15 protein-coding genes are annotated in these 15,214 nt (G+C 36.9%); 9 read left to right on the forward strand and 6 right to left on the reverse strand.

The window, feature by feature from the left end; translation table 11 throughout:
- Positions 1-106 precede the first annotated feature (106 nt).
- From DUT70_RS02270 to DUT70_RS02280, 3 genes are all read right to left on the reverse strand, one after another.
- Positions 107-2,383, reverse strand: a complete 2,277-nt coding sequence (locus DUT70_RS02270; RefSeq protein ID WP_317047806.1) for a glycosyltransferase family 4 protein — start codon at positions 2,381-2,383, stop codon at positions 107-109.
- A gap of 70 nt (positions 2,384-2,453) precedes the next feature.
- Positions 2,454-3,032 (reverse strand): DUF4142 domain-containing protein, encoded by a 579-nt coding sequence (locus tag DUT70_RS02275; protein ID WP_113645677.1) that lies wholly within the window; start codon positions 3,030-3,032, stop codon positions 2,454-2,456.
- A gap of 80 nt (positions 3,033-3,112) precedes the next feature.
- Positions 3,113-3,625, reverse strand: a complete 513-nt coding sequence (locus DUT70_RS02280; RefSeq protein WP_113645678.1) for a ferritin-like domain-containing protein — start codon at positions 3,623-3,625, stop codon at positions 3,113-3,115.
- 217 nt (positions 3,626-3,842) lie between these two features.
- Between DUT70_RS02280 and DUT70_RS21075 the strand changes: the two genes are divergently transcribed.
- The gene (locus DUT70_RS21075) at positions 3,843-4,019 is read left to right on the forward strand and encodes a DUF6496 domain-containing protein (protein ID WP_162926555.1); all 177 of its coding nucleotides are present in this window, start codon (positions 3,843-3,845) and stop codon (positions 4,017-4,019) included.
- 72 nt (positions 4,020-4,091) lie between these two features.
- Here DUT70_RS21075 and DUT70_RS21080 read toward each other — a convergent pair whose 3' ends face one another.
- Positions 4,092-4,262 carry a hypothetical protein gene (locus DUT70_RS21080; protein WP_162926556.1) on the reverse strand — a complete coding sequence of 57 codons (171 nt, stop codon included), beginning with the start codon at positions 4,260-4,262 and terminating at the stop codon, positions 4,092-4,094.
- 134 nt (positions 4,263-4,396) lie between these two features.
- On the opposite strand from DUT70_RS21080, the gene DUT70_RS02285 reads away from it, so the two are divergent.
- From DUT70_RS02285 to DUT70_RS02300, 4 genes are all read left to right on the forward strand, one after another.
- Complete coding sequence (locus DUT70_RS02285) at positions 4,397-4,561, forward strand: KTSC domain-containing protein (protein WP_113645679.1); 165 nt, start codon at positions 4,397-4,399, stop codon at positions 4,559-4,561.
- A gap of 160 nt (positions 4,562-4,721) precedes the next feature.
- Positions 4,722-5,090 carry a hypothetical protein gene (locus DUT70_RS02290; RefSeq protein ID WP_113645680.1) on the forward strand — a complete coding sequence of 123 codons (369 nt, stop codon included), beginning with the start codon at positions 4,722-4,724 and terminating at the stop codon, positions 5,088-5,090.
- A complete protein-coding gene (locus DUT70_RS02295; protein WP_113645681.1) occupies positions 5,083-5,529 on the forward strand; it encodes a ferritin-like domain-containing protein in 447 nt (148 codons plus the stop codon). The genes DUT70_RS02290 and DUT70_RS02295 overlap by 8 nt, the downstream gene beginning before the upstream one ends.
- 42 nt (positions 5,530-5,571) lie before the next feature.
- Entirely contained in the window at positions 5,572-5,895 is a 324-nt protein-coding gene (locus tag DUT70_RS02300) for a hypothetical protein (RefSeq protein ID WP_113645682.1), read from the forward strand.
- A 14-nt stretch (positions 5,896-5,909) separates the two neighbouring features.
- Here DUT70_RS02300 and DUT70_RS02305 read toward each other — a convergent pair whose 3' ends face one another.
- The gene (locus DUT70_RS02305; RefSeq protein WP_113645683.1) at positions 5,910-9,416 is read right to left on the reverse strand and encodes a PAS domain S-box protein; all 3,507 of its coding nucleotides are present in this window, start codon (positions 9,414-9,416) and stop codon (positions 5,910-5,912) included.
- A 277-nt stretch (positions 9,417-9,693) separates the two neighbouring features.
- Between DUT70_RS02305 and DUT70_RS02310 the strand changes: the two genes are divergently transcribed.
- From DUT70_RS02310 to DUT70_RS02325, 4 genes are all read left to right on the forward strand, one after another.
- The gene (locus DUT70_RS02310; protein WP_113645684.1) at positions 9,694-10,341 is read left to right on the forward strand and encodes a response regulator transcription factor; all 648 of its coding nucleotides are present in this window, start codon (positions 9,694-9,696) and stop codon (positions 10,339-10,341) included.
- A gap of 183 nt (positions 10,342-10,524) precedes the next feature.
- Positions 10,525-11,289 carry a non-homologous end joining protein Ku gene (gene ku / locus DUT70_RS02315; RefSeq protein ID WP_113645685.1) on the forward strand — a complete coding sequence of 255 codons (765 nt, stop codon included), beginning with the start codon at positions 10,525-10,527 and terminating at the stop codon, positions 11,287-11,289.
- A gap of 1 nt (position 11,290) precedes the next feature.
- Positions 11,291-13,735, forward strand: coding sequence for a DNA ligase D (gene ligD / locus DUT70_RS02320; RefSeq protein ID WP_113645686.1), 2,445 nt, complete (start codon positions 11,291-11,293; stop codon positions 13,733-13,735).
- A 63-nt stretch (positions 13,736-13,798) separates the two neighbouring features.
- Complete coding sequence (locus tag DUT70_RS02325; RefSeq protein ID WP_113645687.1) at positions 13,799-14,845, forward strand: glycoside hydrolase family 130 protein; 1,047 nt, start codon at positions 13,799-13,801, stop codon at positions 14,843-14,845.
- A 118-nt stretch (positions 14,846-14,963) separates the two neighbouring features.
- Here the strand turns inward: DUT70_RS02325 and DUT70_RS21450 are convergent, their stop codons facing one another.
- Positions 14,964-15,092: a hypothetical protein gene (locus tag DUT70_RS21450; RefSeq protein ID WP_262512174.1), complete on the reverse strand. Its 129-nt coding sequence runs from the start codon at positions 15,090-15,092 to the stop codon at positions 14,964-14,966.
- Positions 15,093-15,214 lie beyond the last annotated feature (122 nt).

Below are 15,214 nucleotides of genomic sequence, written 5' to 3' on the forward strand. Positions count from 1 at the left end.
CATTCCGAGAGAAGCACATCGCCGAGGAATCTCTAATAATAATTAAAAAACCTCGTAGGTTTTCTAAATCTACGAGGTTTATTCGCATATTAAAGCTTGATGCGACCTAATTCTCTAAAATATCCTCTTGTAACTTATTGTCCGCCAGGTAACGATATTCAATTTCTAAAGCTTTAAATACTACCAAATGAGAAATCAAATAAGCCAGGGTGCTTTCGGCCCCTTGATTTCTATTTACACCGTGTGGTTGTAAGCCATCAGCACAACCTTTAGTTTCATGGTCATAAAGCGGTAGATTCAAGCTGTTTTCTCCCAAAAACCATAAATAGCTTTGGTATAAATGATGCATATACTTTACATCTTTTGTGATTTCATATGCCTTAAAATAAACCAGCACCATGGCCATCGTTTCTATCGCTTGTTGATCATATAACGCCATTGCACTATTCTTCTCCAGCCAACCATCATTCCCCACAGGATTTAAAAAACCAAAAGCTAATGTTTTATTGGTAAGGAAATCCAAAGCTTCTAAAGCAATGTTTAACGATTGAACGTTCTTATTAATTTCATAGTGGCAGAGCAGTGCTAAAGGTAAAATAGCATTGTCGTAAGTCATTTTTTGTTCAAACCAGTGCCAATCGCCCGATTTATTATCTAGATAAGCGTCAATTAACGGCACAGCTAATTGGTTAAATTCATTTATAATGCGTTCGTCATGAGGGTTTACTTTTAAATAATGATGTACCCCAATCATGGTATTGGCAACTCCTCTTAAATGTTGAAGTTGTGCGAAATGAGGAACTGATTTTAAGAAAAGCTCATCGGCAAATTCCTTATAAGAGTTGTTTGGAGCATAATTGATCAGATAACCTAGTGACCAAATGGTTCTACCAAACGAATCTTCGGAGCCAACTTCATCCAAATAATTTCTATTAAAACTTAAGAAGTTTCGGAAATTGCCGTCTTCCTTTTGCATATATTGAATATAGCTCAAGTAAATAGGAAGTAAATCCAGAGATTCTTTACTTTTATATTGTTCAAAAGCCATTAGCGCCATAATTAAGGCCCTCGCATTGTCGTCCAAACAATAACCTTCCTTTAAGTTAGGAATGCCATACTTGGCGTGTTGCACAATGCCTGTATCATCTGTTAGACGACGGATATGACTCAAGTTAAAAGTAGGAATACTATCTACATCGATGATGCTTTTACTTTCCAAATCAGATTTTTCCCGATCTACTATGGCATTTTGAAGTACTTTAATGTACTTTTTGCCAATGTTGGGCCAACGTAGCGAAAGTCCGTACTGATAAGCATTGTATTTTAGTTCACTTAGTTTCTCGGGTTGTTCCAAGAGCTCATTTACCATGACTGCTAATTGCTGACTATTTTTGAAATCGAACAATAACCCGCGTTTTTGAGCCAATAATTCTTGTGCATGCCAGTAAGGAGTTGAGATGACAGTTGCTCCAGCACCTACCGCATAAGAAAGTGTTCCGCTGGTAATTTGCGCCTCATTTAAATACGGGGTAATGTAAACATCAGTAGCAGAAAGGTACTGATAAAGTTCATTTTCATCTACAAACTTATTGACGAATACCAAATGATTTTCTACGTTTAACTTCTTGGCCAAACGTTTTAAACTATCACGATATTCTTCTCCTGCGCTTTTAACTACCCCAGGGTGTGTATTACCCAAAACCACATATACGGCATTTGGATGATTTTTAACGATTTGAGGCAATGCTTCTACCACAGTTTCTAAACCTTTGCCACGGCTAATTAAGCCAAAGGTTAGTAATACCTTATTATCTTTAAATGGATAAGCGGCCTTGATAGGATTGTGTGTAGAAGGTTCTAAATCAGGAACCCCATGTTCTATGTACTTGATTTTCTCTTTGGGAACTTGATAAATGCTCGTTAAAAAACCGATAGCTTTTTGGCTCATCACCACAATATTGGCCGATCTTTTGGCAATTTGTTGGATGATGGTTTGCTGAATATAATTAGGTTGTTTAAGTACCGTATGTAAAATGGTAATGATAGGCTTGTTGATTCTTGCCATTAAGGTAAGCAGGTACAAACCGCTTTCACCGCCGTAAATGCCAAATTCGTGTTCAATTACACAGGCATCAACTTGGCTGGTATTGATGTAGTTGGCTGCCCGTAAATAGTCTTTTTGGTTATTTTGCCTAATGATGTATTTTACTTCTTTAGGATAATGGTGAGTTTTTAAGTCTTCGGCATCGCTTAAAGCAATAACGAAACTATCTTTGGAAATGGCGTCGTGTTGGTTAATAGCAATTGCCAAATTGGCGTTGAATGTAGCAATGCCACATTCCATGGGCAGTGAGGTACTGATATAAGCTATTTTCATCTTCATGTATTTTGTAAGAGGGCTACTGCATCTTCTACTTAAAGCAACAACCAAATGATGGAAAAGGTTTTTAGTCCTACTTTAAGCTGTCCTTAATTTTCCTGATGGCATTTAGATGTGCTTTGACCACGGGGACCATTTTATTAGCAAAAGTTTTCAAATCAGGATCGGTACCTTTTCGTGCTTCATGCTCCATAAAAGCCAGTACTTTTACATGATCTTCTTCCATGAGTGCAGCATATTTTTTATCGAAATCAGCCCCTGTTTTTTCATTGAGCTCGTTTCTGTGCTTTTGGTGTGTTTCGCTCATGGTTTCGGGCAAGGTTATATTCTTGCTTTTGGCCAATGCCATTAACTCATCGTTAGCAGCACCATGAGCTTTTAACATCATATTGGCGTAATTCTTGATTTGTTCGTTGCCAGTTTTACTAATGGCTAACTTAGCAAAGTTGATTTCGGCTAAACTTGCATCAGCTGCATTGGTAGCAAATTCTGCTTCATTATCACGTACCGTAATCATATCTGCTGCAGTAGTAGACGTGTCCTTGGTTTGGTTTACACTGTCAGCTAGTTCTTTTGCGTCTTTGGGTTGCGAGTTACATGCAATCATCACCGTAAATGCTACACTGTAGATTAAAAAAAATAAGTTTTTCATCACTTGTTATATAAACTATCAATTGAATTAAAAAAGTCGGCGTTGATTTTTTAAGATCAACGCCGACACAAACAGAAAACTTATATCATTACATTTGCTTCAGACATGGCTATATCTGTAAGCTTTGTATCTGTCTCCTTTTCCTGATCTAGGGTACTTGCTAACAATTCCCTAGCTTCTTCATGTCCCATTAAAGTAGCATAAGTAACCAAGCAACCATAACTGGCAATTTCATAATGTTCTACCTTTTGGGCAGCGGCAATTAGTGCTGCATCTAGGGCTTCGTTATCTTCAAATTCCTCCATAATTTCGTCCGCCTCATTAAGCAAACCTTCCATGGCTTTACATTTTTTTGCTCTCGGGGTAAGTTTAATGCTAGAAAATACTTTTTTAAGTCTTTCAATTTGATCTTCAGTTTCAGCATGGTGTGCTGTAAAAGCATCTTTTAAATTTGCATTCACTGCCTTTGTCGCCATTTTTTTCAATCCCTTTAACAATTGTTTTTCAGCGCCTAAAATGTCTCGCAGTTCGTCAACAAAAAGGTCATGCAAATGAGCATTAGGCATGGCATTATTTTCTTTTTCACTTTTCATGATTTTTTCGATTTATGTTTAGTTGGATGCATTAAATTAGTGTAACCATAAAAGCGAAAGCCAAGCTGTTTTGTTTGTGTTTTTTAAAAAATAAGTATTGGGATTTTGCTTTGAAGTATTTTGTTGCTGTTTTTTAGGTACAAATACTTGTTTTGTAGCATTTAAAAACAAAATCATTTCACATTGTTTATTGAAATATTAATTAAAGCTGATCAAAATGGCAAAGTATTCAAAAAAAGCAGGTGAAAAAGTAGAAAAGACCATGCATGAAATGAAAGAGGGCAAATTAAAAACTGGGACAGGTAAAAAAGTAACCTCTAAAAAGCAAGCGGTGGCTATTGGATTATCAGAAGCAAGAGCGGCTGGAGCAAAGGTGCCCAAGAAAAAATCCTAGGTAATTAAAAGACAGAAAGCATTTGAAAGCGGAGAGGGAGAGCGTTGTTAGTTGATTTGATGATGGAGGTGATTAAATGTTTTTTGCGTCTTCTGTTGATTTATCCGCATGAATAAATTCATCAACTTGAGCTTTTAACTCATTAAATTTGGTTTCGGTAGCCTTTGACTTTTCTCGCAAAGCTCTTGACTTTTCCAACAAGCTTTGTGTTTCTTCTTTATTCTTATCCGTTTTATTACCCATTGCTAGTCGTGTTTACTCAAATATAATTAAACAAAAGTCCTTTATATTTTTTATTGTTAAAAAGAGTAGTTATAAAGTTGGTTACGTATTTGGACTAGGTATAAACACCTATCCGTTTTTACATATTTAATATTATGCCATCTTCAGTGATTGCACATATCAGTTACAATGTCGAGGAAAAAGCACTGACGGTAGTGTTTAATTCGGGTGATATATACGTTTATCAATCTGTGCCCGAAAAAATTTATAAGGAGTTTAAGGCATCTGTTTCCAATTTCCAAAGGGAATTACCTGAATAGAAAGCTTAAGAAAATGTTTGTGGGCAAAAAAATGGATTGAATAATTGCGTTAAATACCTTCTGTTGTTAAGTAGAATACTTGATTTTGAGATAATTTGAACTTTTTTAAGCTATCCTTATTTATTAGTTAGCATTAGATAACTTTTAAATAGATCAGACCATGGAAATCCAATTTGAACAAAATAGAGACTTCAATCAATCTCATAGAGATAACCCAGTGAAAGATACGAACGATAATGAGCGTTCACAGCCACAAGGTAAAGAAGGGGATCCTAACCAGCATCTAGTGAATAGGAAAGCGTTGGATACTGATGAGAAAACTTTAGATCGTAGACCTGCGGATGTAGCGAATGGAGATTTGGAAAATGATGATGACCATACTTCATCGGCAGTAGCTGGAGTGCAAAGCGATGCACAAAATACGACACGTAATTCAAGCAAGCCATTAGGTGAAGATCCAAATGTAAATGCGGAAAGAGAGAATAAGGAAGAAAATGAAGAATTAGAAAAAGGAGATAAAGATGAGTAAGGTAGTAGAAGATTTGAAAGGTTTGGTGAATATTCTTAATGATGGAAAAGAAGGCTATTTATCTGCAAGTGAGGTGGTAAATAGTTTGGAGTTGAAGGAATTGTTTTTACGAATGGCTTCGCAAAGAATTGGTTATGCCAATGAACTTAAAAATCATATGGCACTGCATGGAGGAGAAAGTGAAAACGAAAATGGTGGCATTTTGGGCATTTTGCATAGAACTTGGATTGACATTAAGCAAGCCTTAAGCAGTAAGGAAGATGAAGCCATTTTAGAAGCAGTAGAAACGGGTGAAAAAGCAGCCTTAGAAAAATACGATGCGGTATTAGACGATGAAGTAACTCACGCTCATCACTTGGATTTATTGCAAAAGCAACGTACAGGAATTTTGGAGGCACTTAAAGAGGTGGAAACTTACCATATCAGGTTAGAGAGATAAACTAAACTTATTTCGGTATCAATTTATGTTCAAAAGGAAATAATGAAAGAGAAAAATAAAAATCTGCAAAATGAGCAAGGCTCAATGCAGCAACAAACTCAAAAGAACGAGAGTTATGAGGGTATAGAGGAAAACTCGCAGTCACAAGACGTTAAAAAGCCTGATACCTTCGGTCTTATTCCTGCGTCAGAAAATAAAAAAAGCAGTACTGATAAGGACGAGCAAATAAGCTCTTTAGAAGAGAAACCAAATTTGGAGGATATTGATGATGAGAGTTTTATTCCAGGCGTCAAAGCAAAGCGTACCCCTTGGAATTCCATTGATTTTGAAGCGGATAATTTCTTTGGAGGTTTGGTTCCTGCTTAATTTCTGAATACATATTAAATTGGGAATTGGATATGAATAACAGTTTGTTGTGGAACAGATTTAATTTTAATTGTTCCATTTAGCAGTTTTACTTTAGATTCAATGGTTTTCAGTCCAATTCCTTTGTGTTTTTTTCCATTGTTTTCAAAACCTCTGCCATTATCTTTTGCCAAAATATGTACTTGCCCATCGGTTATAGAAATATTGATTTGGGCTGCTTTTGCGAAGGCGTGTTTAATGATATTTTGGGCCAATTCCTGCACTATTCGGTAAATAGCCAATTGGATATACTTATCTAGCGGTATATTAGTTCCAGAGAAGGTACAGTTAAAATGTGTCTCGCCTTTTAATTGTGTGCAGATGTCCCTAATGGCTGCTTTCAAGCCAAAATCTTCTAAAATAGAAGGCATTAATTCATGTGAAATTCTTCGGCTTTCTTGGATACACATGCTCAATAATTCTTTAGAGCGGTTAAGTACATGAACATTGTCCTCTATGGCTACTTCACTTAAATTAATACGTTCAAGGGTCGCTTTTACCCCATAAAGTACCTGTCCTAAGCCATTGTGTAAACTTTCTGCAATACGTTTTCTTTCTTCCTCTTGCGCATTAAGGGTAGCTTTTAAAATTTCCTTTTGCTGTTTTCTTTCTAATTGTATACGTTCATGCGTCAATTGTCTGTTTTTCTCTTCTAAATCTCTTTGTTGGGTAATGTCCTGCGAGATACCAACAATATGCGTCAACTCACCTTCACCGTCTCTAATATATACTGTACTTTTTGAGTTGATCCAATGGATTTTCCCTTTCGCGTCGATCAAGCGGTAGGTAAGTGACTTAATTTCTCGATGGTTTTCCTTCTTTAACTCATTTAAACTGGCATAAAAACGCTCTCTGTCATCTGGATGGATAAATTTTTCAAAGAAATCCCTCCCCATTTTTTTGATTTCACTATGTGTTTTTTCTACTAGTTGCTCAATGCGGTAGTTAGAATAAAACTGCTGCATGCTTTCCAAATTGATGGCATATAACATATCTGGAGCCGAATTGGCAATGCCTTGTATCATCGCTGAATTTTCCTTGAAAAGTTGTTCGGCAATTTTACGTTCGCTAATATCCAGATTGGTTGCCAACAAGCTATCGCCCATTTTAACAAACATACACGAATACCATTTGTTGAAATCTTCATAGGGGTAAAAATATTCGTTACTGATGGGCACGCCAGTTTCCATTACTTTCACCATCATGTCAAATAATCCAACTTTTTTTATCCCAGGGAATTCTTGCAGATATCGTTTGCCAATCAGATCAGTTCGGCCTGTTTCTGTCTCCAAGGCTTTATTGGTAAGGGCAATGGTAAAATCTATAATTTGATGATCATCGTTTCTTACTGCGGTTAAAACCGACATTGCCATTAAGGTATTGTTGTAAATAGCAGCCAGCTCATCTCTGCTTTCTTTCAGTTCCTTAGTCCTTAGGTAAACATCTTTTTCTAATTGAATACGATATTTTTCTTCAGCTTCCTTGGCCCGTTCTGTTTGTGTTTTTTGCAGTGTTACGTCCCAATGGATCCCTCTTACTTCTAATATGCCACTAAGCGGATGATAAATTCCTTTTCCCCGCTCTTCAATCCAAGCTATTTTTCCATCAACTGGCCTTATGATGCGATAGGTATGATGAAACTCCTTCTGCTCTTTACTGGCGGCTTCCAAAGTTTGGCGGTGTAGCTCCATATCGTCGGGATGTACCATCACAAAACCTTGACTGTCTTCATAGGAAAAGCTATTCTCTTTTAGACCAAAAAGCGTAGGGGACAGCGGCGATACGACTACCTTGCCATTTTTTGAGAGCCAGTGGAAAGTGCTCATGTTTGATGCCGTAAGAGCTACTGTAAGTTGTTCTTCGGAATGGGTAAGTGCACTCGCCATCTTAGACTGTTCAATGTAAGACCATGTCCTCTCGGCAGTTTCTTCCAACAGGCGGATATGCTCGTCAGGCCAAAGGTATTGCTCTTGATGGTGTACCATGAGTAAGGCTACTAATTTTTCTTTTTTTACCAAAGGTACTATTGCCCAAATGCCGTTATTTAATATTTGATGTAAGGATAAATTGCTTTTCGAACTTTTTCGTTGCTTTTTTGGTCTCGAAACAATGTGTGTTTTGCCTACATTAAATTCTTCTAGCGCTATTCCTATATCAGTAAAAGGATAAAGGCTAGGCTTAAATTTTACATCTTCTGCTTTTTTATACAAACGTTCTATCTGTAAATAAGGCACATTGTTAATTTTGGTAACGTGGGCATAAAATGAGTGGTCGGCATTTAAGTGTTCTCCGATGATTTTTGCAACTGCTTCCTGAATTTCAAGTGGATCTGAATAAGCGTTTACCGAGTCCATTAATTTTAATAGGTAACGTTGCCTTTCCTCACTTCTTTTAAGAATTTCTTCAGCTTTTTTTCTTTCACTAATATCGTTGAACAATATCCCTACCATGTTCTCACCCAACTCTCTAATGGGAAAAGCTTCTACTTCATACCATCCCGCAATTAGTGCTGCTGGCAATTCAAAATGTGCTGAGGTTTGGGTTTTGGCAATGTTCCCATAAATTTCAAACCAATGGGTTTCATGCTCGGGCCAAATCTCACGTATGGTTTTTCCTTCGTAATTATTAATGCCAGTTTGTTTTTGGAAAGATGGATTTGCTTCGACAAAACGATAATCAACGGCGTTTCCATGTTGATCCCATATCATTTCGATAATACAAAATCCTTGATTAATAGAATTAAATAAGGAAGTATATTTATGTCTAAGTTGGGCATTAAAGCTTTCTTGGCTTCTGGTGAGGTCGGTAATGTCTCGCCCTATGGCAATCACTCCTTTTACTTTACCATTCACGGTAAACTCTGGTGCTATTTTAATGTCGTAAAATACCGTGCCTTTCGGTGTTCTGAAAGACATGTTTAGGGTTTGTGTGTTCCCGTCTTTAAATACAAGTTTTATTTTTTCAATGAGAGGGGCGATGTTGGCATGTGGCCAAATTTCTGGATGCGATTTGCCTATGGCGTCTTCTAATGATATGCCTGTTTTTTCTATTAATGCTGCATTGGCGTAAACTAGGTGAAGTTGGTGGTCCCATTTGGTCACCACATCGGGCGTATTTTCAACCAAAGTTTTATAAAGATTTTCGTTGTGTTTGTCTTTCTCAATGCAGCTAAAGCTAATTACCACACCTTCGGCAATAGGATTTACATTTAATTTGATCCAGCTTTGAGTGTACACTGAAATATATTCGAAGGTACTTTGCTTTTTGTTATTGATAGCTTCGTTAACTTCTTTGAAATAATTGGTCTTTTTCGAATCAGGAAATAGGGTCCAGACATTCTTTCCAAGCATTTCACTTTTATCTTTTTTAAAGAATTTTTCGGCTTTTTCATTGATGTAGATGAAGTTAGCCTGATGGTCTAGCATATAGCAAGCCAGTGGAATTGCATTGAGTATGTGTGCAACATCCGGAAATTTAGACATGTTAAAACGGTTTAGCTCCTTTATAACAGAAAAATGCGCATTTGGTTCTCTGTTTTATTACACTAATGGACATGAAAAAACCTCTTAGGTTTTCAAAACCTAAGAGGTTTAAGCTTTTTTGCGGTGATAATCCTTTAGGCTTAGGATGACAAAGGTTGCTTGTAAAAATATTTAAAACAAAATGGAATGCTTTTAATTATAAGAGTGGATGATTTTATACAAATCAAACATCGCCACCTTGAAAAATACCATCAAATAAACATTACTAAAGCATATCATGATTAATATTTTATTGGCAGAAGACCACAATATTGTTAGAAACGGTATTAAAATGCTACTTGAATCGGATAAAGAAATACAAGTGGTAGGTGAAGCGGTAAATGGTCTTGAGGTGTTAAAGCAAATAGCCAAGATCGCAGTAGATCTTATTTTGGTTGATATTAATATGCCCGAAATGGATGGGATGCAATTGTTGAAGGAAGTGAAGCTAAAACATCCGCAAATTAAGGTAATGATGCTTTCAATGCACGATAATGAAAAGTACGTGATGGAGGCCTTTAAGCACGGAAGTGATGGTTATTTGCTTAAAAATATCGGCGCCGATGAACTCATTTTCGCTATTAAATTTGTGCAGCAAGGGCGTAAATATTTATGTGCGGAGCTTACCATAACCATGATGGAAAATTTATTGCAAAGCAAGCAATACTTGATTACCATACCTGACAACGAGATTGATTTTTCGTTAAGAGAACTGGAAATATTACAGCTTATTGCCGAAGGTCTGACTAACTTGGAAATGTCTGAAAAACTGTTCCTCAGCAAAAGAACCATTGAAGGGCATCGTCAAAGTCTTTTAGATAAAACGGGTTCTAAAAACTCAGCCGCTTTGATTCGCTATGGGGTACTGCACGGGCTTATACAATAGGTAAGTAGCCTCACATAAATAGATTTATATCACATTGTTTAGTTGTTTGATATTTGGGAAAAAATATCTGTGCATTTGTAGCAAAACTAATTGCAAAACCATTTCCTTTTACTAATGTTTATTTAGCATTAAGGCTAACCATCTGCTTAAGGCCGTTCTCATTACCATTAAATCTTAAAACGAATGAAATCGATTTGGAAAGGCGCAATTGGATTTGGATTGGTTAATATTCCAGTAAAACTATACTCGGCAGTGCAAAACAGTAATCTTGATTTGGACATGTTAGACAGTAAGGATATGTCCCGTATCAAATATCAACGCATTAGCGAGAAAAGTGGCAAGGAAGTACCCTTTGAACGTATTGTAAAAGGCTATTTGCTCAAAGAAAATTATGTGGTGCTGGAAGATGAAGACTTTGAAAGTGCTATGCCCGAAAAAAACAAGCTGATAGAGCTGGAAAGCTTTGTTGACATTGCCCAAATTAACCCCATTTATTACGAAACTTCCTATTATACCCAGCCCGAACCGCAAGGTAAAAAGGCCTATGCATTACTTTTAAAAGCGCTACAGAAAACAAAAAAAGCGGGAGTGGCCCGTTTTGTATTGCGCAGTAACGAACATTTATGCGTTATTCATCCTTTAAACAACATGATTGTGATTACCCGCATTCGTTTTGAGGAGGAAATTAGATCCACCAAAGATTTGGAAATGGAGGCCGTTACCGTAAAACCTAAAGAACTGGAAGTGGGCATGGCATTGATTAAACAATACAGTGCTGATTTTGATATTTCTGTTTTTAAGGATGAGTATTCCAAAGAATTACTGAAAATTATTAGGGCTAAAGCTAAAGGTAAGAAAACAGTAGTGAAGAAAATGCGTCCAGAAAAGCGAGTGAGCGACGATTTGTACGAACAATTGATGCAGAGCTTAAGCAAGAAAGGAGCTTAGAATGTCTTTAACAAAATATAATCAGAAGCGGGACTTTAAACAAACAGCTGAACCTGCTGGAGGAAAATCTACAGGAAAAAAACTGTCTTTTGTAGTGCAACGTCATCATGCTTCGCACTTGCATTATGATTTTAGGCTGGAATTGAATGGGGTACTTAAAAGTTGGGCGGTGCCTAAAGGGCCATCTTTAAACCCTAATGATAAACGTTTGGCCATGATGGTGGAAGATCATCCTTACGATTATAAATCTTTTGAAGGCACTATTCCCAAAGGAAATTATGGGGCAGGAGTGGTCAATATTTTTGATGAAGGCACGTACGAACCTCTTGATGAAGACCAGGCTAGTTTGAGCAAGGGATTACATAGCGGCAATTTAAAGTTTGTGCTGCATGGCAAAAAACTGAAAGGCGAGTTCGCGTTGGTGCGTATGAAGGATAGTGAGCACAATGCTTGGTTGTTGATTAAACATAAGGACAAGTATGCGGTAAGCAAAAAGTATAATGCTGAAGATGAAATTCCCGAAAAGGTAAAAAAAATGGGAAAAGACTTTAAAAAGGAAGTTCCCGAGATTCCGAAAGTAAAATCGAGGCTTAAAAAAGAAGATTATCAGCCAATGTTGGCTAAATTAGTAAAATATGTAACCCAAGAAGAGGATTGGATTTTTGAGGAAAAATTAGATGGTTACAGAGGAATTGCGAAGGTGAAGAAAAGTAAAGCCTCTTTAACTTCCAGAAATGGTAAAAATCTAGGCGACGATTATCCAACCGTTGTTAAAGCCTTAAAAAGTTTGGACATTGATGCTGTTTTGGATGGAGAGATTATAGTTAGGGAAAAGAATAGAACTAGTTTTCAGGCCTTACAGAATTACGAACCTTCTCAGAAAAAAATCAATTTGCACTATGCTGTTTTTGATGTACTAGAAATTAATGGTTCAGATGTGCGGTCGATGCCATTACACCAACGAAAGAAGCTTTTGGAAATGCTATTGGCCAATAACAATCAAAAAGATATAGAAATAGTAAGAGCAACCCAAACCCGAGGAAACGAATTTTTAGAGGAGGCTAGAAAAAAAGGTTGGGAGGGCATTATGGCAAAAAATGCGGAAAGTGCTTATTTAAGTGGTGCTCGAAGCAGTCATTGGCAAAAGATAAAAATACAGCAATCGCAAGAAGCTATTATAATAGGTTATACCAAACCCGCAGGCAGTAGAAATCACTTTGGAGCATTAGTGTTGGCCATTAAAAATCATGCAAATAAATTAAGTTATATAGGGAACTGTGGCACTGGATTTAACGAGAAGTCACTAAGTGAAATTTTTCAACTTTTAGAGCCCCTAAAAACCAAGGATAAGCCTCTTACAGATAAAGTGCCGATGCAAAGAAACATTACTTGGGTAAGGCCAGAGATAGTTTGCGAAGTCACTTTTTCTGAATGGACAGATCTTCACCATTTACGTCATCCAGTATTTAAAGGTATTAGAGAAGATAAAAAACCAGAAGAAGTTAAACAGGAAATGGTTATTACGAATTCGACTAACGAGATGATACAAGAAGATGAAACCATTTTGAAATTTGGTCGAAAAACAGTGAAGCTCACCAATCAGCATAAAATTTACTGGCCGAGTGAGAAAATTACCAAGGGGCAAATGATCAATTATTATCAAGAGATGGCTCCCTATATTTTGCCCCACCTTAAAGATCGGCCACTATCCTTGAACAGACATCCCAATGGGATCAATAAAGCTGGTTTTTTTCAAAAGGACTTAAACACAAATCAAATTCCAAAATGGATTAAATATGCCTCTTTAGAATCTGAGCATCTCCATAAAAAAATAGATTATTTGGTTTGCAACGATGAAGCTACTTTATTGTGGATGGCAAATTTAGGATGTATTGAAATAAACCCTTGGATGAGTACCTATCGTAAACCAGAAGTGCCTTTGTTTGCCGTGTTAGATTTGGACCCGCATGGCATTGACTTTAAGCAAACCGTAAAAGTGGCCCTTACTGCAAAGGAAATTTTAGACGAAATGGAAGTGGTTTCTTTTGTGAAAACATCGGGTTCAAAGGGAATCCACATTGTGATACCTTTAGCTGCTTATGACTATGAGGTATCTAAAAATTTTGTACATTATCTTGCAGGCTTAGTTTACCAACAACATCCCGATATCACCAGCTTAGAGCGTAGTCCAAGTAAGCGTAAAAACAAAATATACCTCGATTATTTGCAGAATAGAAAAGGACAAACCATTGTTGCTCCTTATTCCGTAAGACCAAAAGCAGGCGCAACTGTATCTGCTCCTTTGCACTGGAACGAGGTAAATGAGAGTTTAAGCATTGGCGATTTTAACATCTTCAATATTCAAGATAGAATTAAAAAAGTAGGCGATTTATGGGCCGATATTTATCAGGTAAAAAATAAAATTAAAAAGCTGCTGAAAAAGTAATTGTTTTAACCTTCCAACAATCACTATTTCTTTCTAATTCGAATTTAACTATCAATTTCGTCCATGGATATTGCTAAAAGATTTCGAGAAAATCCGTTGCTTAAACCCCAAGATTTAGCTGCTAGTGCGGCTAATCTGCAGGTCATCTGCTTACTCAATCCAGGCGTATTTAGATATCAGCATAAAACCTATTTATTAATAAGAGTAGCGGAAAGTGTGGCCCCTCAAGAGGGGAAACTGTTTATTCCCATGCGCATGGCCAACGATCTTTTAGAAGTGATGGAACTTCAATTGGACGATCCCGACTTGATCAATACCGACGCTCGCATCATTAATTATAAGGGGTTAGATTATTTAACCACCATTTCGTACTTAAGGTTGTTCAGTAGTGACGATGGCATCAATTTTATTCCTGAACCTTTACAACTGCATGGAACAGGTATATTGGAGAGATATGGTATTGAAGACTGTAGGGTTAGCCAAATAGAAGACCTTTATTACCTTACTTATACTGCTGTTTCAGAAAATGGAGTGGCCGTGGGTTTGCGTACCACCAAGAACTGGCAGCAATTTGAACATTTGGGTTTGATATTTCCACCGCATAACAAAGATGTGGCCCTGTTTGAAGAAAAAATCAACGGAAGGTTTTATGCACTTCACCGACCAACCAGTAAAGAAATTGGAGGTAATTATATTTGGCTGGCAGAATCTTTAGATGGTATTCATTGGGGCAATCACCAATGTATCTTAAAAAGTAGGCCGCATTATTGGGATAGTGCTCGGGTTGGGGCAGGAGCGGCACCCATTAAAACTGCACAAGGTTGGTTGGAAATTTACCATGGAGCCAATCACCAGCATCGCTATTGTTTAGGGGCAGTACTCTTAGATCTTAAGAATCCTGCTAAAGTGTTGGCCCGCACCGAAGATCCTATTATGGAGCCCTTGGAAAGCTATGAACTAAGTGGTTTTTTCGGTTCAGTGGTATTTACCAACGGTCATTTAGTTAATGGCGATGAATTGACTATTTACTATGGCGCTGCTGATGAGTTTATTTGTGGAGCTAAGTTTTCTATCGCCGAGATAGTGGGAGAATTAAAGTGGGTTGATTAATCTTTATACAACAAGTCAAAATCAGCTTAATTAGCCCATAAAATAGAAATGGATAGGTGTCCGTCCGTAAGAATAGGCAGATGGAAATTTAATAGAAAAACATACATACTTTAATTGATCACTTCTTCCGTTGTTTAGCTTCTGCTTGTTTAACCTCGTCTTTTTCGGCTAAAGGTTTATCTGTTTTTAAATGAGGTTTGTCAGTTTTCGGATCAACACCTTTTTTGTTTTTAACTGGAGTTTTCATGGTTGTAAAATTTTAAAGACATAACATTCTAGCTTTGTTTTTGTTGATATTTAGCAGCTGTTTTTTAATATCAGGTATAAATACCACGAGGTAAGTACGCTTTATTTTATCTTATAAATTTT

The organism is Pedobacter chitinilyticus, assembly GCF_003313385.1.
Classification (GTDB): Bacteria; Bacteroidota; Bacteroidia; order Sphingobacteriales; family Sphingobacteriaceae; genus Pedobacter; species Pedobacter chitinilyticus.